At 38.6% G+C, this 21,745-nt stretch carries 22 protein-coding genes and 3 pseudogenes; 6 read left to right on the top strand and 19 right to left on the bottom strand.

Annotation, left to right across the window (positions count from 1 at the left end; all coding sequences use genetic code 11):
• The 7 genes from QT74_RS07135 to QT74_RS07105 all read right to left on the bottom strand — a co-directional run.
• On the bottom strand, positions 1–419 hold a 419-nt coding region (locus QT74_RS07135; protein ID WP_033765725.1), incomplete at its 3' end, for an EcoRI family type II restriction endonuclease.
• Positions 420–517: 98 nt separating this feature from the next.
• Positions 518–1,297: a UDP-N-acetylmuramate dehydrogenase gene (locus QT74_RS07130; RefSeq protein WP_033765718.1), complete on the bottom strand. Its 780-nt coding sequence runs from the start codon at positions 1,295–1,297 to the stop codon at positions 518–520.
• Between the two features lie 3 nt (positions 1,298–1,300).
• On the bottom strand, positions 1,301–1,567 hold the full coding sequence (fliQ, locus tag QT74_RS07125; RefSeq protein WP_000445741.1) for a flagellar biosynthesis protein FliQ: 267 nt from the start codon (positions 1,565–1,567) through the stop codon (positions 1,301–1,303).
• A 10-nt stretch (positions 1,568–1,577) separates the two neighbouring features.
• Complete coding sequence (fliI, locus tag QT74_RS07120) at positions 1,578–2,882, bottom strand: flagellar protein export ATPase FliI (RefSeq protein WP_001128713.1); 1,305 nt, start codon at positions 2,880–2,882, stop codon at positions 1,578–1,580.
• Positions 2,883–3,797 carry a CpaF/VirB11 family protein gene (locus tag QT74_RS07115; protein WP_033765716.1) on the bottom strand — a complete coding sequence of 305 codons (915 nt, stop codon included), beginning with the start codon at positions 3,795–3,797 and terminating at the stop codon, positions 2,883–2,885. It lies immediately after the preceding gene.
• A 16-nt stretch (positions 3,798–3,813) separates the two neighbouring features.
• Complete coding sequence (ileS, locus tag QT74_RS07110) at positions 3,814–6,576, bottom strand: isoleucine--tRNA ligase (protein WP_033765715.1); 2,763 nt, start codon at positions 6,574–6,576, stop codon at positions 3,814–3,816.
• A 24-nt stretch (positions 6,577–6,600) separates the two neighbouring features.
• Positions 6,601–6,855 (bottom strand): RNA-binding S4 domain-containing protein, encoded by a 255-nt coding sequence (locus QT74_RS07105; RefSeq protein ID WP_001217140.1) that lies wholly within the window; start codon positions 6,853–6,855, stop codon positions 6,601–6,603.
• A 101-nt stretch (positions 6,856–6,956) separates the two neighbouring features.
• Between QT74_RS07105 and QT74_RS07100 the strand changes: the two genes are divergently transcribed.
• Entirely contained in the window at positions 6,957–7,577 is a 621-nt protein-coding gene (locus QT74_RS07100) for a hypothetical protein (protein WP_033765711.1), read from the top strand.
• 127 nt (positions 7,578–7,704) lie between these two features.
• On the opposite strand, the pseudogene QT74_RS08295 reads toward QT74_RS07100, so the two are convergent.
• From QT74_RS08295 to rsmA, 7 genes and pseudogenes are all read right to left on the bottom strand, one after another.
• A pseudogene (locus QT74_RS08295) lies at positions 7,705–8,534 on the bottom strand (outer membrane beta-barrel protein).
• Positions 8,535–8,786: 252 nt separating this feature from the next.
• Positions 8,787–8,984 carry a hypothetical protein gene (locus QT74_RS08750; protein WP_229261619.1) on the bottom strand — a complete coding sequence of 66 codons (198 nt, stop codon included), beginning with the start codon at positions 8,982–8,984 and terminating at the stop codon, positions 8,787–8,789.
• Positions 8,935–9,054, bottom strand: a pseudogene (locus tag QT74_RS08875) (hypothetical protein); the annotation flags it as partial. The pseudogene QT74_RS08875 and the gene QT74_RS08750, both read right to left, overlap by 50 nt.
• Before the next feature lie 195 nt (positions 9,055–9,249).
• Positions 9,250–10,323, bottom strand: a complete 1,074-nt coding sequence (gene rlmN, locus QT74_RS07080) for a dual-specificity RNA methyltransferase RlmN (protein WP_033765703.1) — start codon at positions 10,321–10,323, stop codon at positions 9,250–9,252.
• Positions 10,320–11,309, bottom strand: a complete 990-nt coding sequence (locus QT74_RS07075; RefSeq protein WP_033765702.1) for a KpsF/GutQ family sugar-phosphate isomerase — start codon at positions 11,307–11,309, stop codon at positions 10,320–10,322. Before QT74_RS07075 ends, rlmN begins: the two co-directional genes overlap by 4 nt.
• The gene (locus tag QT74_RS07070; protein ID WP_033765701.1) at positions 11,293–13,368 is read right to left on the bottom strand and encodes a ribonuclease J; all 2,076 of its coding nucleotides are present in this window, start codon (positions 13,366–13,368) and stop codon (positions 11,293–11,295) included. The genes QT74_RS07075 and QT74_RS07070 overlap by 17 nt, the downstream gene beginning before the upstream one ends.
• Before the next feature lie 37 nt (positions 13,369–13,405).
• Complete coding sequence (gene rsmA / locus QT74_RS07065) at positions 13,406–14,221, bottom strand: 16S rRNA (adenine(1518)-N(6)/adenine(1519)-N(6))-dimethyltransferase RsmA (protein ID WP_033765699.1); 816 nt, start codon at positions 14,219–14,221, stop codon at positions 13,406–13,408.
• A gap of 249 nt (positions 14,222–14,470) precedes the next feature.
• Here rsmA and hpnL point away from each other — a divergent pair, with 249 nt between their 5' ends.
• Positions 14,471–14,707, top strand: coding sequence for a nickel-binding protein HpnL (gene hpnL / locus QT74_RS07060; protein ID WP_080247211.1), 237 nt, complete (start codon positions 14,471–14,473; stop codon positions 14,705–14,707).
• Positions 14,708–14,939: 232 nt separating this feature from the next.
• Here hpnL and QT74_RS08870 read toward each other — a convergent pair.
• The 4 genes and pseudogenes from QT74_RS08870 to sppA all read right to left on the bottom strand — a co-directional run.
• Positions 14,940–15,011 (bottom strand): annotated as a pseudogene (locus tag QT74_RS08870) (cag pathogenicity island protein); the annotation flags it as partial.
• A 147-nt stretch (positions 15,012–15,158) separates the two neighbouring features.
• Positions 15,159–15,809, bottom strand: a complete 651-nt coding sequence (locus QT74_RS08285; protein ID WP_154189624.1) for a restriction endonuclease subunit S — start codon at positions 15,807–15,809, stop codon at positions 15,159–15,161.
• 41 nt (positions 15,810–15,850) lie between these two features.
• Positions 15,851–16,732, bottom strand: coding sequence for a formyltetrahydrofolate deformylase (purU, locus tag QT74_RS07045; RefSeq protein WP_033765695.1), 882 nt, complete (start codon positions 16,730–16,732; stop codon positions 15,851–15,853).
• A gap of 2 nt (positions 16,733–16,734) precedes the next feature.
• Positions 16,735–17,613, bottom strand: a complete 879-nt coding sequence (gene sppA / locus QT74_RS07040) for a signal peptide peptidase SppA (protein ID WP_033765693.1) — start codon at positions 17,611–17,613, stop codon at positions 16,735–16,737.
• A 70-nt stretch (positions 17,614–17,683) separates the two neighbouring features.
• Between sppA and QT74_RS07035 the strand changes: the two genes are divergently transcribed.
• The 4 genes from QT74_RS07035 (at position 17,684) to QT74_RS07020 (ending at position 20,519) form a co-directional block, all read left to right on the top strand.
• Entirely contained in the window at positions 17,684–17,941 is a 258-nt protein-coding gene (locus QT74_RS07035; protein ID WP_033765692.1) for a hypothetical protein, read from the top strand.
• Between the two features lie 239 nt (positions 17,942–18,180).
• Complete coding sequence (locus tag QT74_RS07030; RefSeq protein WP_033765690.1) at positions 18,181–18,927, top strand: hypothetical protein; 747 nt, start codon at positions 18,181–18,183, stop codon at positions 18,925–18,927.
• A gap of 8 nt (positions 18,928–18,935) precedes the next feature.
• Complete coding sequence (locus QT74_RS07025) at positions 18,936–20,093, top strand: hypothetical protein (protein WP_033765688.1); 1,158 nt, start codon at positions 18,936–18,938, stop codon at positions 20,091–20,093.
• Positions 20,094–20,102: 9 nt separating this feature from the next.
• Positions 20,103–20,519, top strand: a complete 417-nt coding sequence (locus QT74_RS07020; RefSeq protein ID WP_033765686.1) for a hypothetical protein — start codon at positions 20,103–20,105, stop codon at positions 20,517–20,519.
• 636 nt (positions 20,520–21,155) lie between these two features.
• Here the strand turns inward: QT74_RS07020 and QT74_RS07015 are convergent.
• Positions 21,156–21,428 carry a hypothetical protein gene (locus QT74_RS07015; RefSeq protein ID WP_001089885.1) on the bottom strand — a complete coding sequence of 91 codons (273 nt, stop codon included), beginning with the start codon at positions 21,426–21,428 and terminating at the stop codon, positions 21,156–21,158.
• Between the last annotated feature and the right edge of the window lie 317 nt (positions 21,429–21,745).

Here is a 21,745-nt window from a genome sequence, read left to right as displayed (position 1 = left end):
GAACCTTCTAAGAACAAGATGTAAGGAAAATGCAATTCTTTGAGCATAAAATTAGCCATCTCCGCAATATTTTTATACGCTCTTTCTATAGCATTCCCAGCTTGCATTAAATCTTGATTGCTATACTTACCTACCAATATTCCTTTTTGAATATTTTCTATATCTTTTCCTTGATGTTTGGCTTCTGTTATTAGTATCACTCTCCAATTTCCATCATCATCTTTAACTTCAATGATACCTCCATCAGGTTTTATCTTAGAGCTTTGAATAAACAAGGTCTTTCCAAGTTCATCATCAAGCCCCTGCAATACAGAATTGATTTCTTCTTTGGTTATACTTGCTCTGTGCCTAAACGATAAATTCTTAAATTCATTTTCAAGTTTTTGCATAACAAGTTTAGAGATATTGCTCACACCCATATCGTGCAATTTGGACTCATCGGTAAAAATATTCGTAACACCTAAAGACTCTTTATGCTGTTTGCTTAATCTTTGAGATTGATTTTTTTAGCCATTTTCTACCTTAAAATCTTCACTTCTTCTTCTAAATGAATGCCGTATTCTTGTAACACTCTGGTTTTAGCGAGTTCTATCAAATCCAGGGCTTCTTCAAATTCTGCGCCCCCCAAATTCACCAAAAAATTCGCATGCTCTTTGGCAAAGCCCACTCTTTTCAAACAATAACCCCTTAAGCCCACACCCTCTAAAAGCCTGCCCGCATAATCGTTAGGCGGATTTTTGAAACAGCTCCCAAAATTAGGCAATTTGGGGTGGCTTTTACGCATGCTTTTACACGCTTTTAAAACTTCTTCTCTAAAGCCATGCGTTTTTTTAAACCTCGCCCTTAAAACAACGCCATTGAATGTGCTGCTACGATAGCCCAGCCCCAAAGCTTCTTTTTCTAGCCATTCATTATTAATGCAAGCACTTTCTAAAACATTTTTGATTTCAAATTCTTTCATGCCAGCATTCATTTTAACTAACGCCCCTAAAGTGCCAGGCAATTGCCCTAAAAACTCCAAACCCTCTAAATCATTCGCTCTAAAATAATTAAAAATTTTAGACGAGTTGGCTGCTCCCCCTATTTCAACGCATTCACCCTTATCGCAAATATAATCGTAATTCTTGCCTAATAAAGCGAGATTTTTCGCGCTAGGAGCGATTAAAAGGTTGTTCGCTAAGCCTATGATCTGGTGTTCTTGAGAGATTTCATTATCGTTTTCTAAAACGCTCACTTTTAAAGGCGTGCCGATTTTCACGCTGCTGTAACGAGAAAAATCAATGGTTTTTTCTAGCATTTTCTAGCCTATAATTTTAGGAATGAGCTTGATTAAGGTTTTGGTGTAATCTAAAAGCATGTTAGTCATCCACGGCATGGTTAAAATCAGCACCCCAATCACGGCTAAAATCTTAGGCACAAAAGACAAAGTCATTTCATTGATTTGAGTGGTCGCTTGAAAAATACTGACTAATAGCCCCACCACCAAGCCTGCCAGTAATACCGGTAAAGAAATCATCAAAGTGATTTTATAAGTCTCAATGGCGAGTTTCATGAGTTGTGATTCCATTATATTCCTTTTATCTTAAGATTTCTTCTAATTGCTGAAAGCTTGTTTCAAAAGGCTGTAAAGCGTTTTCATCTTGCGCTAAAAATTGCTCCATTAAAGCCTTTTTCTTAATCGCTTCATCAAGCTCTTTATCGTTCCCCATTTGATAAGATCCGATGCGAATGAGCATTTCATTTTCTTTTAATAACGCATACAAACGGCGGAATTTTCTCGCGCAAAGGTTTTGAGACTCGCTGATGATGTCTTTAGCCACCCTTGATGCGGAGTTTAAAATATTGATAGGCGGGTAGATCCCATAGTCGGTTAATTCCCTGCTTAAGACAATATGCCCATCTAAAATACTCCTAGCTTGATCGGCTATGGGGTCGCTCAAATCATCGCCCTCTACTAGCACGCTAAAAAAAGCCGTAATGCTCCCCTTATTTTCTTCCTTACCCGCCCTCTCCATTAATTGAGGCAATAAAGAAAGTGCGGATGGGGGGTAGCCTTTGGAAGTGGGCGGTTCGCCTAAGGCCAAACCGATTTCTCTTTGAGCCATAGCGAAACGAGTCACTGAATCCATGATAAACAACACATCTAGCCCTTGGTTTTTAAAATACTCCGCCACGCTCATCGCGCAAAAGGCCCCGTATTTGCGCATCAAAGGGCTATCATCGCTCGTAGCGACCACCAACACGCAAGAGCTTAAATCCCCTTTCAGGTTTTTCTCTATAAATTCAGGGATTTCTCTGCCCCTTTCCCCAATCAAAGCGATCACTTTAATCGGCGCTAAGCAACCCCTAGTGATCATGCCCATTAGCGTGGATTTACCCACCCCAGAGCCGGCAAAAATGCCCAGTTTTTGCCCCTTACCGCAAGTCAAAAGCCCATCAATGCTCTTCACCCCCACGCTAAAAACCTCATCAATCAAGCCTCTTTTTAAAGGGGCTATAGGCGTTGTAATGACAGGCGCTAATCGTTCATAATCTAGCGCCCCCTTATTGTCAATGACTTGCCCTAAAGGGTTAAGCACCCTCCCTAAAAGATTACGGCCCACAGGGAAATTCAACCCCTCTTTTAAAAACAGCACCTTATCGCCAGCCCTAGCCCCCTCTATAAAGTTAAAGGGCGTGAAACCAAACTGCTCTTTTTCTGCCACCACCACCATTCCCACGCATTCGCTGCCATCGCTTTTTTCAATCTTCACCACATCGCCCACAGACGGGTTAAAGCCATCCGCATAAACGATATTGGGCATGATTTTTTTCACGCTCCCGTAGCGAGGCGATAGATCAAAATGCTGATTCAAGCGGTTTTTTAAGGATTTTAGGGGCATTTAAAGCTCTTTAGTCCATAAGACTTCAGCGATTTGGCGCTCATTATTGATCCTATTCACATGCACGATCACATCAATCGCGCTCTTAAAATACGCGCGCATCAAATCCTTATCCAAAGAATGCGTATAACGCATGCTCAAATTCAGTGAAAGGGCTTCTAGAGTGTTTTGGGCGCTATTAGCGTGAATGGTTGAGAGCATGCCCTTATGCCCGGTGTTTCCTAAACGCAAAAAAAGCGCGGCGTTTCTTGTGTCAATCTCGCCCACAATGAGCCTGTCTGGGTTTAAGCGCATGGCCATATTGAGAGCGTCTTCATAATTAAAGCGCGTGTTTTCTTGCTTGCCCACTAAAAGCCCCACGCAATTATTAAACGCTTTTAAATCCAATTCTTGGCTGTCTTCAACGCTCACCACCCTTTCGTCTTTATTGACGCAATCTAAAAGAGCGTTTAATAGGCTTGTTTTACCGCTTGAAGTTTCCCCGCTAATGAGAATGTTATACCCTTTTAGCACTAAATCTTTCAAACTTTTTGGATCGCTTGCTTTGAAAGTGAAATCGTCTAAACTTAAGGGCTTAAGCCTAGGCACACGGATATTGAGCGTGATTTGATTATTGGTAGTGATGCTGAAGTGATTCGCGCTCACCCTATAGCGCGTGAAAGGGATAGAGCAATTTAAAGTGGGGTGCTCTTCATCAAAAAACAACCCCCTAAAACTAGCCAATTGCTCGCAAAACCTCAGCAAAAACGCCTTATCAAAAAGCGCATGCCCTCTTTTTTCTCGGGTGTTATTGACTTTATAAAGCCAAAGCTCCTGCTCGGTATTGATGATTAGCTCGGTGATCCCGCTTTCTAAAAAAGGGGTAAAATGGCCAATTAGGGCTTGTAAAACTCTATGGGTTTGTAAAGTTTCCAAAAGCCCTATCCTTTTATCATCGCTCTTTTAAAACCTGTTCGCAACGCTTGCAAGGGGTGTTTTCTAGCTCGCTTTTAAAACGCCAACACCTGGGGCATTTATAAAAGGGGGCTTTAAAGAGCGTGAATGCTGGCGTTTCGCTTAATTTTTCTTTTGCAACCCCTACAAAGCTTACCATCAGCAATTCTTCTACTAAATTTTCACACAACGCTTTTTCTTTCACTTCAATAGCGCATTCCAACGAATTTTTCACCACGCCTTCTTTTTTCAATCGGTCTAACTCTTCATTAAAGGCAGAACGCAAGGCTAAAACGGCTTCAAAATTTTCTGGCTTTTTAAACTCTTTAAGGTGGAGTTTTTCTAAAATATTAATGCCTTTCAAATCAAACACATCTTTAGCTTGCAAAAACGCGCACAGCACCTGGCTATGCTCTAAAACTTCTTCAATCGTGTGCGTTAAAATCGGGGCTAAAAAGTAGCACAATTGGCTAGCTACAGCGAGTAAGACCATTTGAATGGCTTGGCGTTTTTCATTGTTTTTGCTATCGCAATACAAGCTATCCTTACAGGCGTCTAAATAAATCCCGCTCAATTCATTGGCAACAAACGCCATTAAAATATTCAAGCCTTTCACAAAATCATGCTCTTCAAACGCGCTATTGACTCCAACGCTTATGGTTTCTAAAGTCTCTAATATAAAATGATCTAAAGGGCTGAAGTCATGGGAGCGTTCTAAATGTTTAAGATCCATATCGCTAAAATTGGCGAGTAAGAATTTCAAGGTGTTGCGGAATTTCTTATAATGCTGTTCTGTTTGAATGAAGAAGGTTTGAGAGACCCTCAAATCGTTTTGATAGTCATTAAACGCTACCCACAAACGCACCACATCGCTCCCATGCTTTTTGAGCAAGTTGTCCAAAGACACCACATTGCCCTTAGATTTACTCATTTTCTCGCCCTTTTCATCTACGATAAAGCCATGCGTAATGACCTTTTTAAAAGGGGCTTGGTTGTTTAAAACACAACCGATTAAAAGCGAGCTTTGAAACCACCCCCTATGCTGATCGCTCCCTTCTAAGATCACATCGCTAGGGCTTTGCCCTTTTTCTCCATGGTAGTCTTCTAAAACCGCCTTAAAGGTACTACCGCTATCAAACCACACATCTAAAATGTGCATGACTTTTTCGTAATGCGTGGCGTCCTCTCGATAGCTAGGGGGTAATAAATCTTTCACGCTAGACTCCCACCACACATCACAGCCTTTTTTCTCAAAAAGATTCGCCACATGCTCTAAAACTTCGCTTTCAAAACAAGGCTTATTCGTGCGTTTGTCTATGAAAAAGGCCAGTGGCACGCCCCATTTTCTTTGCCGGCTCAAGCACCAATCAGGGCGGTTTTCTATCATGGTTTTTAGGCGGTTTTTCCCGCTGCTTGGCACAAATTCCACCTTTTCAATCGCATTCAAAGCCACCTCTCTTAAGGTTTTTTGAGAACCATCATTTTGGGTAAAAGGCTCATCCATTAAAATAAACCATTGCGTGGTCGCTCTATAAATCACAGGCTTGTGCGTCCTCCAGCAATGCGGGTAGGAATGCTCAATCTCTTGCTCTAGCAATAAAGAATCGCCCAATTGCTCTATAATGCGTTTTTGAGCCTTAAAAACATGCTCGCCCAGATAGCTTTCATCTAATAGTTGGTTATGGATAATGCCCTCATCATAGCAACCTTTCTCATCTACAGACATTAACACTTCTAAATTATATCTTAAGCCTAAATAGTAGTCCTCTTCACCATGCCCGGGCGCGGTATGCACGGCTCCTGTGCCATCTTCTAAACCGACATGCTCTCCTAGAGTGATTAGGGAATCTCTTTGGTTTAAAGGATTGGTGGCCTTCAAATATTCTAAATCATTGGAATTGAATTCATGCGCAATCTCACTATCTACCACCCCTAAAGCGGCTAACTTTTCATGCAAGGCTTTAGCGACTAAATAGCCTTTTTGGGTGAGCGCATAAACAGCGTCTTTTTTCAAAGCAATCGCCACATTCGCATACAAAGTCCAGGGCGTGGTCGTCCAAATCACCAAGCTCGCTTTTTTGACTTTTAACTTTTCTAAACTCTCCTTTTTCAAACCAAACGCCACGAAAATAGAGGGCGATTTTTTCATCTTGTATTCCACTTCAGCTTCCGCTAAAGCGCTCTCGCACGCATAACTCCAATAAATAGGCTTGTGGCGCTCTTTCAAAAGCCCTTTTTTAGCCACTTCCACTAAAGCCCTATAAATGCTCGCTTCAAATTTAAAATCCATGGTTTTATAAGGATCTTCAAAATCCCCCAAAACGCCCAATTGCAAAAATTCATTCTTTTGGATTTCTAAAAATTTTTTCGCATGATCTCGGCACTTTTCTCTAAACAGCGTGGGGTTTTCTAGGCTTGTTTTTTCTTTTTCTAATCGCTCTAAAATTTGCTGCTCAATGGGCAAACCATGGCAATCCCAACCGGGCGTGTAATAGATTTTCTTCCCTTTAAAATATTCTCTTTTAACGACAATGTCTTTTAAAATTTTATTTAAGGCATGCCCTAAATGCAAATGCCCGTTCGCATAAGGCGGCCCGTCATGCAAAGTGAAATCCCCATGGTTATCTTTCCTGTTTTGCATGCGTTTAAACGCTTGTTGCTCTTGCCATTTAGCGTAAGTTTTAGGCTCATTAACGCTCAAATTCCCTTTCATAGAAAAGGTGGTTGTGTTTAAGTTTAGGGTGTCTTTGTATTCTTTCATGGATTGTTCCTTAATCTTTTATCTTTATTCTTTTGTTTTAGGAGCGATATAAAGGTGCGTGTCTTTTCGTGGCACATTTTTTAAAGTGGGGATTTGTAAAATCGTGTATTCTTCTATCCCCTTTAAATAGTGCAAACTAATCGCATCGCCCGCCTTCACTTCTTTACTAGCCTTAGCGCAACTCCCATTGATCCACACCGCCCCTACATTACACATATCTGTCGCTAAAACGCGCCGCTTCACTAAACCCACTGATTGTAAAAATTTGTCTATTCGCATGCGTTTATTTTACCCTATTCTTTAAGTTTTTATCCATAACTTATAAGGGTTTTAGTTTTAGCATGTTAGCATTCAGCCACCACTCTTTTTAAGGAATTTGCTTGAAGTTTCAAATCGTGATTTTGTTAACCGCTCTTTTATTAGCCTCTTGCTTGTCCCCTAAAGGCCATCATTCTGGTTTGGTGAATATGTATATCGCTCATCAAGGCCAAAGCGTGCGCACTTATTGGCGCAAAATAGATAGAGGAGTTATCGCCAAACACAATGAAACGCTTGAAAAAAACCCTAAAGCAAAGCTCAAAGACCCTAGGGGGCCTTTGTTCATGCTGGGGAGTGAGCGCTTCATGCTTTTATGGAAAAACCGCTACGCTTTAGCCAAAGTCCAATCGTTCAGGCTAGAGCCTGGTTTTTATTACTTGGATTCTTTTAGCGTGGAAACTCAAAAAGGCATCTTGCAAAGCGCTCCTGGCTATTCATACACCAAAAATGGCTATGATTTCAAAAATAACCGCCCCTTTTTCCTAGCCTTTGAAGTCAAACCTGACAGCAGGATCATTCTTCCTAGCGTGGAAATGAGCCTGATTAAAACCCCTAGAGGCTTTTTGGGGGTGTTTTTATTTGACAACAACGAAAAGGGGGCTAATACCCAATGGATTGAAGGGAGCTTGAATTTAAAGCTTAAAAACGCTTCTTTTAAAGACGCATGGGGGTTGGAACAATAAAGCATGAAGCGATCGTTCGCTTTTCGTAAGTTCTTTATGATTAGATTGTAAAAAAATGCCTTGAGTATTTTTTAGATTTTATTACCCCTATTCAATTGGAACAAAGCCATTAATTTTTTAAAAACTTTTAAAAACGATAAACATAATCCGCACTCCAAGTAACATAGCTTTCAAAAATGCCCCTAGGGATTTTTGCTTGTAAAACCCTCACACTTTCGCAAGTCTTTAGCTTTTTTAAAGAACAACTAGGAGCGTCGCCATGAACGCTCGCGCTCAATTCTAGCGTGTGGCACTTATCGCCCATCCTTAGCCCTAGTGAGCCATAGCCCTGAAATTGCGCCAATTGCGCTAATATATTACCAAAATCTTTAAGAACATCGGCTGTTACGCTCTCACCCCCTAGCCCAGCCCCTATAAAATAACCGATGAAAAACTTCTCATTTTCATACACATTGTGTAAAAAATCCATAAAAAAGCTGTAAGTTGACATTGTTATCATACCGCCATTAAAAAAAGAAACAGGACTTATTGTGTCTATGGGTATCACTCCAAATAAGTATTGTTGGTATTTATCTTTTTCCATGTAATTGCCCGCTTTATAGGAATATTGGAACCCTCCCCTAACGCCAAAACCCATTTTTTAATCTTAACAGGAGCGGCATACTGATACCCCATTTTAAAATTAAAGCCGTTTAAGATTGTGCTGGGATCTTTTCTTTCTAAGAGTCTTCCACCAAAATTGAAGTGAGAGTGAGGCAGCAAAACAAAACTATCTTTATAAGCTAAATTCCATGAAAACATCCCGCTATAGCCAAGACCGGCAAAAAAAGCGCTTTTATCCACTCTTTGATGTTTAGCCTTAGCTTTTTCTTTCGCTAAAGCTTCTTGAACCTTCTTTCCAACGAGTTCATTAAGCGCGCTCTCATCTATAGCGTAGCTAAGATTAAACCCTAGCATAGAATACAGAGCCAAAAATAAAAATTTGGTTTTTAAAAAATGGGGGGGTAACTTGCATACCCTTTCCTTGATTGAAAAATTGTTTTAATATTTTGAATATTGTAAAACATTGAAGCTTAAATTAAAAGTCTTAACAATATTATTGGATAAAAAATTACTTTTTATAGGCATTGATGAGTATTTTTAACATTAATGAGCGTTTGTAAAAATAAAAATCAAGCGTGTTGGTTGGATTGGATTTAATGGGTTTGATTAGAACGGATTAGAATTGAACGATTGCATTTTAAAGTCAAAACCAGAGACAACCCTAGTCAAGTTGCCCCTAGCCACACCGATATTACTCGTGATGCCCGTGGCAGCAACCTTCTTCTTGATGATGACTATCGCTAGTGCTGCAACAACCTTCTTCATGATGAGAGCTGTGGTGGTGATGGTGGTGTTCACCGCCATGATAGTGGTGGTGGTGTGTGTGGTGGTGATGGTGGTGATGCCCGCCGTGTTGTTCTTCATGGTGTGCCATGATGACTCCTTTAATTAAGAATTTAAATTCTAGCTCACTGGCTAGGATTTTATTCTACAATATAAAATCTAATTAATTGTTAATGAAAGAAAATTTAGCGCTAATTTTTAATCCATATCCCCTAAATTTTGAATTATCGCTTGACTAAAACCAACACCCCCCATTAGAAAAAAGACAAACACCACAAAAGAGTTTTCAAATTTGCTGAGAGAGTTTTTTCTCTCTCAATTGCCCGCAAGCCGCTTCAATATCCAAGGCTTTAGACTCTCTAATGGTGCATAATAAGCCTTTGGAGTTTAAAAAATCCGCAAACATTCTAGTGCTCTCTAAGCTGGGGCGCTCAAACTTAGAGCCTTCATGCGGGTTGAATAAAATCAAATTCACTTTGGATTTAATACCGTTTAAAAGTTTTAAAAGTTTTTTAGCGCAATCCAAGCTATCGTTTAGATCTTTAATCAAAAGGTATTCAAACATCACTCTTTTGCGCTGCTCTAAAGGCCATTTTTTCACTTCATTCAAAACGCATTCAATGTTGTATTTTTTATTCAAGGGCATTAAAGATGAGCGCGTTTTGTCATCTACGGCATGTAAGGATATGGCTAATTGCACGCCTAAATTTTTGCCCGCTAAAATGGGGATTTTATCGGCTACGCCACTCGTGGAAATGGTGATTCGTTTAGGCGAAATTTGCATGCCGGTATTAAAAATCTCAACCGCTTTACACACCTCATCTAAATTGTTCAAAGGCTCGCCCATTCCCATAAAAACAATGTTGAGCGCTTTTTCAATAGGGAGGTTGTTGTCTTCTTTAATGAGTAGGGCTTGCTGGATAATCTCGCTCGCTTTTAAGTTCCTTACAAAACCGCCTTTTTGAGTGAAACAAAACGAGCAACCCACTTGACAGCCGATTTGACAAGACACGCACACGGTGTATTTTTCCCCCTCTAAAACGGCGTTCGTTTCTTCATCAATCTTTTTGTCTTTCATTTTCAACAACACCGCTTCAAAAGTGTGGTTGTCCCTTAAAGATTTAAAAAGGTATTTTTTAGAGCCATCAACGCTCTTTCTCACATGCGTGATTTCTATCGTGCGCAAAGTAAATTCTTGCTCCAAATAAGCGATAAAATCTTTTGAAAAATTATTTTGCATGTCTTTAAAACTTGTTTTATACTTCGCATAGAGCCACAAATAAAGCTGTTTAGCCCTAAAACTTGGTTTTAAAAGCTGACTCAATTCATCTAAAGTGAAATCATAAATGCTAGCTTTCATGCTTTAAGCCCTAATTCTAAAAGTTGGTGCAAGTGCAAAACCCCTAAAACCTTATTACAATCATCTACGCACACTAAAAGCTGGATCTTATAGCGTTCTAAAAATTCTAACGCTTCTAAAAGAAGAGCGTCTAAATTCTTAAAGCTTTTAGGTTTTAAAGTGGCAAAATGCTTCACTTCGCTCTCCAAGCTAAGCCCTTTTAATAGTGCCCTACGGACATCGCCATCGCTTAACACCCCCACAAGCTCGTTAGCTTCATTGACTAAAATCGCGCTGCCCAAGCGTTTTTCACTCATTTCTATGAGCGCGTCTTTAAAACTTGTGCTAGGAAGAATTAGGGGGAGATTCGTGGTTTGCAATAAGTCTTTAACCTTGACAAAAAGCTTTTTGCCCAAAAGCCCGCCCGGATGAAAGGAGGCAAAATCTTCTTGGCTGAAGTTTTTCGCTCGCATCAAGCATGCCATTAAAACATCGCCTAACGCTAGAGTTAGGGTGGTAGAAGTCGTTGGAGCGGTGTTAATCGGGCAAGCTTCTTTTTTAATTTTCAAGCTCAAATAATAATCGCCAAGTTTAGAGAGCGAGCTATTAGGGCTTTTAGTGAAAGTGATGATTTTATGGCTCAAGCGTTTTAAATGGCTCACCAGATTCAATAATTCTAAAGACTCGCCTCCATAGCTAATCATTAAGATCACATCGTTTTTTTCCACCATGCCCAAATCCCCATGCATGGCTTCTGTAGGGTGTAAAAACGCGCTCCTGTTACCGGTGCTTAGCATAGAAGCCGCGATTTTTTGCGCCACTAAAGCGCTCTTACCCACGCCCACTATCACAAGCTTACCCCCTTTTTCTTGGCTTTTTAAAATGAGCTTGACAATCGCTTCTAAATCGTTAGGTTCTTGGAATTGTTTAACGCTTTCTAAAAGCGCACCCGCTTCATCTTTTAAGACTTGTATAGCGGTAGCGTTACAATCAAAAAGCATGGGCATGACAAATGATAGCCGGGTATTTTCTAAACTTTTTAAAGAGCGCTTTTCTGATGAAATTACGAGTGTGATCTTCTAATTTTTTAGGGTTATTCAAAATCTCAGCGTTAGCGGATTTGATTAACATTTCTAAGCCCCCTTGAATTTCTTTAATCAAATGCTTTTCATCTTTAAAGCCCACAAGCCCTAAACTAGAAAATTGAGAGCTTTCTAAAAGCGCTTGTTTGTTTTTATTCACAAAAATCGTAGCCACAAACACCCCCGCGCTAGCGACTTCTTCTCTTTGTTGGACGATGCTCGTGTCAATACTCAAATTGCTTTGGTTATCCACATAGCTTTTACCGCTTTTAATCGTGCCAACTTTTTTGATAAATGTGGGGCTAACTTCCACTTGATCGCCATCTTCCATCAAATAAATATTTTTTTCAGGCACTCCGCAAGAAATAGCGGTTTGTTTGTGGCGCGCGACATGGTTGTATTCCCCATGCACGGGCAGGAAAAACTTAGGCTTAATGAGTCTTAGCATGAGCTTTTGCTCTTCTTGGGCGGCATGCCCGCTCACATGGATATTGTCAAATTCTTGATAAGCCACTTTAGCTTCTTTTTTGATCAAGAAATTCAATACCGCTGAAACGCTCGCTTCATTACCAGGAATGGCTTTAGCGGAAATAATGACTAAATCGTTGGGTTTGATAGAAATGTGGCGGTGCTCGTCTGTCGCCATGCGATAAAGCGCGCTCATGGTTTCGCCTTGTGAGCCGGTCGTTACGATTAAGACTTCATTGTCCGGGTATTTGGCGACTTCATTAGCTTCAATAAAAGATTGATAAGGCAAATGGATATAGCCTAATTCTCTGGCAATGTCTAGGTTTTTTTCCATAGAGCGCCCGATCACAGCGATTTTGCGGTTGTATTTGATGCCGTATTGTATGGCTTGATAGACCCGGTGGATATTGCTAGAGAAAGTGCTCATAATCACCCTCCCTTGCGCTTCTTTAAAAAGGGTATCAAAAGCCGGCGCTATGGTGCTTTCACTGGGCGTCGTCCCGGATTTATGGGAATTGGTGGAATCGCTTAAAAGAAGCATCACCCCCTTTTCGCCATAGTGCGCCAAACGATACAAATCAGTGGGCAAATTATCCACTGGGGTGTGATCGATCTTAAAATCGCCGGTATGAATGATGGTTCCGGCTTTAGTTTGGATCGCTAAAGCGCTGCTGTCAATGATGGAGTGCGTGATGTGGATCCATTCAATGATAAATTCACCCACGCTAATAGGGCAACGCTTTTCTACGATTTTAAAATACGAGCGGTATTTTTTCAAACCATGTTCATCAAACTTGCTCCCGATCAGCCCTAAACTCAAAGGCGTGCCATAAAGGGGGAATTGCAACTCTTTAAACAAATAAGGCGTCGCCCCTATGTGATCTTCATGGGCGTGGGTGATGATAATACCGGCGATCTTGTCCTTGATTTGGTGCAAATAAGAAAAATCAGGGATTAAAATATCCACGCCAAATAGCCCTTCTTTAGGGAAGCTCATGCCCGCATCAATCACGATCGCGCTTTTTGGGGTTTCAATAACCATCATGTTCCCCCCAATTTCGCCCAAGCCCCCTAAAGGCGTGATCTTAACGCTCGCTTTAGAGTTTAGATTCATCTTATAATGCGGGTTTAAATGCTCCACTTGGATCTTATTATTCGCTTCAACGCCCTTTTTGAGCTCCTTATGAAAGCCTAAAGTCCCTCTCTCATTCACATGCAAAATTTCCGTAACGCCCTCTACTTTGTTGTTATCCAATTCTTCTTTGGCGTAATTTCGTGTTTTTTGGGGGGCATGTTTAGGTTTGTGGTGGTTGTTTGGCTTTTTGTTGGGGCGATGCTCTTTTTTATGGTGCGAAGACGCTTCATGGTTTGAAGACTCTGCGTTTTTTTGCGCGTTTTCTCTGAAACGCTTTTTGCGGTTGGTGAATCGCTCAAACGCCCCGGCTCGTGCCTCATCAGCTTTTGAATTTTCACTGCTGTTTTCATGGTTTTCATTGTTTTGGTTGTTATCAGTCATAACGATTATTCCTTCATTTCAATTTTTTAAAAAGGCATTAGCCTTTTAAAAGGTATTCTAAGAGCTTGAGATAATCTTTTACCTCAGACGCTCTCACGCTTGTTGGTTGGTTTTCTAACGCTAGAAAATCTAACACCTTATCAAGCTTTTCTTTATAAGAAACGCTTTTTTTAAGATTGTTTGAAAGCGTCTTCCTGGGAGATGAGAAACAGGCTTTCAAAAAATCTTCTAATGTTTCAAACCCTTTTTGTAGGGCTTCTTCAAAAAATGGCGCTTGGGCTAATGAAGCCAACGCCTTTTCTTTCAGCGGCTCTTTAATCACTTCAAACACGCTAGAAAACACCTTTGGAGGCGGGCTAAACGCGCTAGGCGGCACATCAAACAAAAGGGTAGCGTCCCCTATGGCGTGAGCTAAAACGCTTAAGGCGTTCTGTGAATCTTTAGCGCAAAATTTGAGCGCCACTTCCTTTTGCGTCATCACCAACAAGCCCCTGCATTTAGGGTCTTTGAGTGCGTTTAAAACAAGCCTGGTAGCGATATAATAAGGCAAATTAGAAATCAAAAAATAAGGCTCTTCTTCTTTTAAAAAAAGAGCGTCTTTTTCCACTAGTTCTAATTGAAAAGGCTTTTTTTGTGCCTTTAACCTCGCTCGCATTTTCTCGCACAAATTGCTATCTATCTCATAAGTCTTTAAAGGATAGCGATCCAACAACTTGAGAGTCAAATCCCCTAGCCCCACGCCGATTTCAATTAATCTTAACGAATTTAAGGGAGGCAAAGCATTAATAATTCTGTCTAAAAACGACTCGTCCGTTAAAAAATGCTGTCCTAAAGACTTTTTAGCTACTACCATAGCACGCTTTTAATTCCTAGTATTATACCTTAAAAAGGGGATTTGTCTTTCCTTTTTAATGCAACTTCCTTATTATAGCTTTTTTCATTCAAAGATGTTGGTAGTTTTGACAATAGAAACGCTTAAATTGGCGCTCGTATTAAAAATTAGTATTAAAATCTTTTTCGTTAATAATTGGTTAGATTTTGCATTATAAAATGAAATCCTAGCCAATGAGCTAGAATTTAAATTTCAATTAAAGGAGTCATCATGGCACACCATGAACAACAACACCAAGCACAACAACAGGCTAACAGCCAACACCACCACCATCACCATGCACACCACCACCATTATTATGGTGGCGAACACCATCACCATAATGCGCAACAACAAGCCGAACAACAAGCCGAACAACAAGCAGAGCAACAAGCTCAACAACAGCAACAACAACAAGCACACCAACAACAACAACAAAAAGCACAACAACAAAACCAACAATATTGATTGGGGCGTTTGTGGGGGCGGCCTTAGGGCTACTCCTGGCTTTTAACTCTTTCTTTTAATTCAGTAAATTTATCCATTTAAACTAACTTTTTTAACTCCGTTAGACTTTTAAACTTTTAAAATCCCTCTTTTGATGGTTATCAAATGGCTCTGTTTTCTGTCTAATAAAGATAAGCTTATTCATTGAGTGGTCATAATGGGGCGTAAAACTTTGTCTTGCGTATTTGGTGCGATCTAGGGGTGTTTTTAAGGGGGTTTGCTGTAGGATTTCATCACGCCCCATAGTTGCATTATGGGGCAAATCCTATGTCAAAAGGAGCATGCCATGAAACACAAAAATGGCAAACGCTCTTCTTAAAACATTATACTTTGAGTTTGCTTTTTTGGGGCTTAAAGTGATCGTTTCTGTGAAACGCTGATTTTCTAAGAGCGTTCCCTTAAGCCTAAAAGCTTAAGGGTTTCCTTGTGAAGCGGGTTTGTCCTTGACTTTTGGGGCGTTAATTTTTTTTAAAACCCTGATTTTAGCGCTCATTAAATCGTGGTTTAAAGCTTTTTTGATGTTTTCAAATTGGCGTTTTTTGTTTTTAAGGCTAATGATTTCATGATCCAAAGCGCTTAAAATGTTAGCGATAGCGATTTGTTCGTTTAGAGGGGGTAGGGGGATTGATAGGGAATAAAAATCGTTGTGATTTAAATCAGGTATAGTGCTTGTTCCTGCTTTTCTAAGAATAGTTTTTTGAGTTTGTTCTAATGACAAGAAATAAACTAAAAAATCTTTATTGATCAAAGTTCTATCAAAGTTGATTTTGAAAAAGTTATTATGAAAAACTCCCTCAATATTAGTGATAACCATTCCGGTGTTTCCAGTTCTTGTCATAAGAATATCATCTTTATGACATACAACACTTTCATTATAAGTCTTAATATATTCAAATTCTTTTCTATTGTTTAAAGCTTGTATTGTGATATAAAATTTTGCATGTTCTGTGGGTGCTTTTAGCCTTTGACTAATAGGAATTTGTAAGCCTTGATTGGTAGTAGAAATATCCCTAAATGTTTTAATTTCCCAATCCTTTGGTAAGGACGTTGTTAATGCATCCATGCGTTCTACCCAATAATCCTAAAGTGCCTTAATAAAAGCATTCAAAACACCACCGTTTTGTTTTCATGCACAAAGACTCTGTCTTCTAAAACGAGTTTTAACGCCCTAGCCAAAACCAGTTTTTCTATATCCTTACCCGCTAGGCGCATTTTTTCCACGCTGTAGTTGTGGTTAATGGGCAGAGTGTCTTGTATGATAATTGGCCCGGCATCAAGGCTTTCATTCACAAAATGCGCCGTGGCCCCGATGACTTTCACGCCCCTTTCAAACGCTTGCTGGTAAGGGTTAGCCCCGATGAATGCGGGCAAGAAACTATGATGGATATTGAGAATCTGATTTTCATAGCGCTTCGTAAAATCATGGCTTAAAATGCGCATGTATTTGGCTAAAACGAGCAGATCCGTGCTGACTTTGTGCTTTAATTCCAAGTCTTTAATGATCGCTAAAACTTCTTTTTCATGCAAAATTTGATCAACACAAGGCGCGTAAAAATAAGGGATGTCAAATTTTTCCACTAAAGGGCGTAAAATCTCATGATTAGAGATAACGCCTAAAATTTGAGCGTTCAATTCCCCCCCATACACCCTTAAAAGCAAATCCCCCAAGCAATGGCTCTCTTTAGTAGCGAGTAAAATAATGTTTTTTTTATGCGTTAAAATGACTTCAATCAAGAGTTCGCTAAAGTTTTCTAAGGCTTTAAAAAGAGCGGTTTTTAAGAATCGCTCTTCTTGCTCTTTAATTTCAGTATTCAAGGGCTTCATTTCTTTTTGGATTTTTAGCCGCATGAAAAAGCGTTGTTTTAAGGGATCAACAAATTCATCGTTTTTAACGATGTTATAGCCCTTGTTAGCGATCGTGGTGCTTATTGCACTCACCAAGCCTTTAGAGTCTCTAGCTTGAATTTTTAAAATAAATTCTAACATCTTCATCTCATTAATAATTGATAGCCAAAGGCTTGCGTGATGATATTACTTGCTGATTGCGTGGCTTTTTCAATGAAGCGCTCCATAGGGCTTTTTTCTAGCCAATAAGCTTTTTTAACCTTACTCAATTCCATTAAACGATTTTGCGCTTGTTTGATCGTGCTGATTTTATCAATGAGTTTTAATTTTAGAGCGTTTTGAGCGCTAAAGACCTTCCCTTCAGCAAAATCCTTATAATCCTTAGCGTCTAATTTCCTAGCTTTTGCGACATCATTCACAAACATTTGGTATTGCTCATTGACTAAATTTTGCAAAAATTCTTTTTCATTAGGTTTCCACGCTCTGGTGAAAGTGCCTATTTCTTTATATTCGCCCGCATGCACGCCTTGAGTGGCTACGCCAACTTTATTGAGCAAATTTTCCACATTCGCGCCTGAAAAAATCACCCCAATCGATCCGATCAAGCTCGCTTTAGAGGCATAAACTTCGCTCGCTTGCATGCCCGCATAATAGCTCCCGCTCGCCATAACCCCCCTAGCATACGCTAAAACGGGCATTTTTTGCTTCAAATCAGCGATTTTTTCGCTCAATTCCACGCTCGCTGACACCGCCCCACCAGGAGAATCAATCAACAATAAAACGCCCTTAATGCTAGGGGTTTTTAAGATTTTATCCACTTCTTTGTCAAAATCCTCGGTGCTAAAAATCGCCCCATTTAAATAGAGTTTAGCGAGATTGGGCGGGGCGCTTGGCGTGCTTTCTTTAGCGCTAAAAAAGACTAATACAATGAGTAACAGCACAAACGATTTGAAATACTTCGTGATAAAATCTAAAGGCATAATGATTAAAGCCTTAAAGATTTTTTGAATGAAACTCCACATGCAGCTTTTCCTAAACTTAATATTTGACCATAAGAGTGTATTATACTTCAAATGTTTTAAGGATTAAATCATGGCGTGTAAATTTTGCCCTAAGATCAGAAAAACAGATTGGATTTTTATTTTAATCGCTGCTTTAGGCTTTTATGCAGTCAATAAACTGGGGTATGCGCCCCAATTCACCCCCACTTCAAAGCTTTCAAGCTCTCTTTCACGCCCTATTGAAAAGCCTGACAATATGACCGAAGAAGAAAGGAAAAAGCGTTTCATAAAGTTGCAAAAAGCATGCTTGCTCCATAAAGACAAAAAGGCATGCGAAGAGGTTTTTTAGATTGCATTTGTTGTTTTTGCGCTTTTAAGGTCTGCCGCTTGTAAGTTTTAACGCTCTTTTTGTTTGCAAAAAGGCTTTTTTTAGCGGTGGTTTTTAGTTATTCTAACACCCCCCCAACACCCCAAAATTCAAGCACCCTTAAGCTAAGTCTAAGTCTACTATAATCAAAGGATTTTAAAGGGAACTTAAATTGTATTTATATTTGAGAATTTGATAAAAATATTAAAGGAAAATATATCATGAAAGCCTTTGTGGTTGATTTAGATGAAAGAGAAAATCGTGAAGTTTTATGCAAGTTTCATTTTGACAGAGGGGGGAAAAGTAAGCTTGAATACGCTTATTATGACAAGCAAGCTGTTTCTAACATACATGAAGTAGCCAATAAGATTAAAACTCTCATTCAAAAGAGTCTAAAAAATAATGAATACACTTTACTAAATCGCAATGAAATTAAAGAAGCCTTTTTTAATCCCTTACAAGAGCGATTAAATAAAACTAAGGTTTTTCTTTCTCATTCGTATATTGATATGAAAAATAATGATTTTTTAGGCGTTAAAAATATCAAGTCCTTTTTAGAACCAACCGATCGTTCTAATTTAATATTTATAGACTCTCTCTTTTGGGATTATAAAAATGATATTCTAAAAGAAATAAAAAAACATTATATTGATGTTAGCAAGATTGAAGACGCTTTCACGCTCATTCTCAGAGAATCTTTACAAGATATGATTGAAAAATGCCCCTATTTCGTGTTTTTACAAAGCAGTAACAGCGTTTCTTTTAATCAAAATCTATTAAAAATCACTTATTCCGCATGGATTTATGAAGAATTAAAAATCGCTCATTCTATTAGTGAGGGCTACTTAACACTTTCGTTCGAACAAGAACAAGGACTTGAAATAAAAATTGAAAATGACATATCGCCATTTTTAAAAAGTTTTGAGACTATAACCCTTAAAAAACTATCACAGCAAATCAATTCGTAGGAACAAACATGTTTTTTAAAACTTATCAAAAATTACTAGGCGCGAGCTGTTTGGCGTTGTATTTAGCTGGCTGTGGGAGTGATAGTAGCGAACCATTGGTTGAGGTTGAAAAAAATAGCTTCAATTCTACCGTGAAAATCATTTCTAAAACCGATAACATAGAAATCCAAGACTTGAAGCTCAATCGTGGGAATTGCGAGCATGATCAAAATTTCTTGGTAAAGTTAGTACAAGAAACAGCCAATGCACACCTGTTTGTATCAGAAAAAGAAAAAGCGACTAAAAACCACCAAGTAAAAATCGCAAGACTTCAAAAAGATTTAGAAGAGCTCACGCAGTGGGTGCAACAATTCAACAATCTTGATAAATTGTTAGAAAATATTTATAACGCTATCGTTCAAATGGATTACTTTAAACAAGCTAAAGAATATGGTAATGCAGAAGATTTTGATAAAGCTCCTAGAAAATTCAAGCTTCTTTACTCAACAGTTGGTTCTAGTGCAACTAATTTTCTCAATAACTCTGTTTTAGCTAAATCCTTAATAGGAGAAGTATCATTAGATGGATATTCTTATAATGATAACCCAATACATGTTGTTAAGAGAATGCTTGATAACTTTCTGAGTAATAAACTGATCTACCATAATAATCCATGGGGAATACTACATGACAATATAATAGGTGCTATTGAAGACACTAAAAACCCCAAAGACTACCCCTATATCAACCTTAAAGAACTCAAAAAATTAATAGATAGTATTGTTGATGATAATGGCAATTCAGCCGATGGCTTTTTAAATGAAGATAAGATATCAAAAAAAGGTCTCCAAAGCCTTGCTAAACTAAAATCCATGTGGCCTAGCGTAGGGAAATTTTATTTCGCTTATTTGAAAGAGGCTATCCCTAGACATGCCAAAGAAGTTACTGACAAGATGATTAGCTCTGAAGAAAAGTCTATCAAAGCCAATCAAGTCAAACTAACTGAAGCGACGCAAGATATTGACAAAATGGAAAAAGCCATTAAAGATTTAGAAAGCAAGAAAAACACCTTATCAGTGTATTTAAAATTTGGAGAAAGTTTCACAGCACATTATAAGTGTCAAAATCTCATAGAAGTTGGAGTCAAAACCGACAAAGGCACTTGGACTTTTAACTTTAAGAGATAAATATCAAACATGGACAATAGCACAGACAGAGCAAAAATCCTTATAGAAGAGCTTAAAATCTTGCAAGGCGTTATCAATAGAATGGCACAAAATTCTTTAGAATGCAAGAAATGGACACTCGCGCTCGCTGTGGGTGTTTTATCTCTCAAAATAGAGGCGATCTCTCATCTTTATGGTGTTTTAGGGGTGCTACTTCTATGTTTTTGGTTTTTAGACGCTTATTATCTCACGCAAGAAAGGTCATTCAGGAAGCAATACCAATGGCTGATAGAAAATAGGCTTAAAACCGATGAAAGGCTGTTTGAAGTGCTTCCTGCTCATCAAACTTGCCGGTGCGTGCAATTCTTATGCTCCATGTTTTCGTTTAGCCTTTTCCCTTATTGGGTGTTAGGTCTTTGCTTGGTGGTCTATGGTTTTGTTTTTTAATTCTGTTTCAATGGAGTGTTGACTATAAAAGAGCTTGACTTCAATCAAACGATAACTTCTAAAGCGTTTTAGGATTTAGAGTATCGCAAAATAATCCCACCACTTTCCATATCCATTCCCATAAAACTTGATACAAGTTTTACCTAAACTCACGCTCTTCTAAATGGAGTAAATGGTTGATTTATCTATCTCTTTAAACGCACTCAAACTAATTTTTGAGAAATCCCAAAAACTTTCTGTCCTATTGATAGGGTTTATTCCTTTTGCAAACTCATTTTTTTTGAATGCTTTACACTATAGTGAGACTTTATAACTTACTAACACCAAACACTAATATTTTTGAATTGGTTTGATAATCTTATTAAATGGTTGATTTATGAGTAGTTTTTGTTGTTTTAAAAACTAAATATCTATTTAAATAATACTAAGCCGTTTCTCTAAATCAAGCTTTGAGAAATCTAATTGTATGTTTATTTAATACCGCATGCCTAGTAACTTAAGGCTTCTTGATGAGAGCTTAAGCTATCTCTAAAATAAAATTAAAACCATGTTCAATTTAAAATAACAGTGTCCAAATTTCCGAATTTGAACAAAAATGACACTGCTATTGAGATATTTTAAACCCCCTATATCTATCTACTCCACCACATAGGGATAAAGCATGGAAGATCTCTCTCTTTTAGAGTCAATGCCAACAAGTTTCCCAACAGAATTATTATCATCTCCTTTATAATATATAAATTTTTGGTTTGGGGTATCCATCTTTTCTAGAAGCAAATCACACATTCTTTCAACATTATCATTGAGCCTAGAAACTTCTTTTTCAAGCTTTTCTATCTTACCTTTAAGCTCTTGGTTTTCAGCTTTAAGCATTGTATTTTCGGCTTTTAGTTTTCGATAGCTATTCATCTATTTTCCTTTTTTTAGAATTTTAGAATAAAGTCTATAGAGCGGACAATCCAAACCTTGCTTATTGGCAAATTGAACAAATCCACCATGTGAAACAAATTCGTTTGAATTGTTAATGTTGCTAAATGCAATCTTATCATTTGAGAAAACTCCTATGGTTAAATTTCGCTTTTAGCACCTAGGAGCAGGAGACAAGCCGAATACACGACAGCGACAGTAGTCCCAAACACCAAGTTCAACTATTGTATCTAAACTCAACATTGGAGTCAAGGGGTTTTATGAAAAAATTTTAACGATTCTTTTTTAATAAACCAACA

Origin of the sequence: Helicobacter pylori SA213A, from assembly GCF_000476275.1 — a bacterium.
GTDB lineage: Bacteria > Campylobacterota > Campylobacteria > Campylobacterales > Helicobacteraceae > Helicobacter > Helicobacter pylori_CL.
This window is presented reverse-complemented; position numbering and strand designations above follow the sequence as displayed.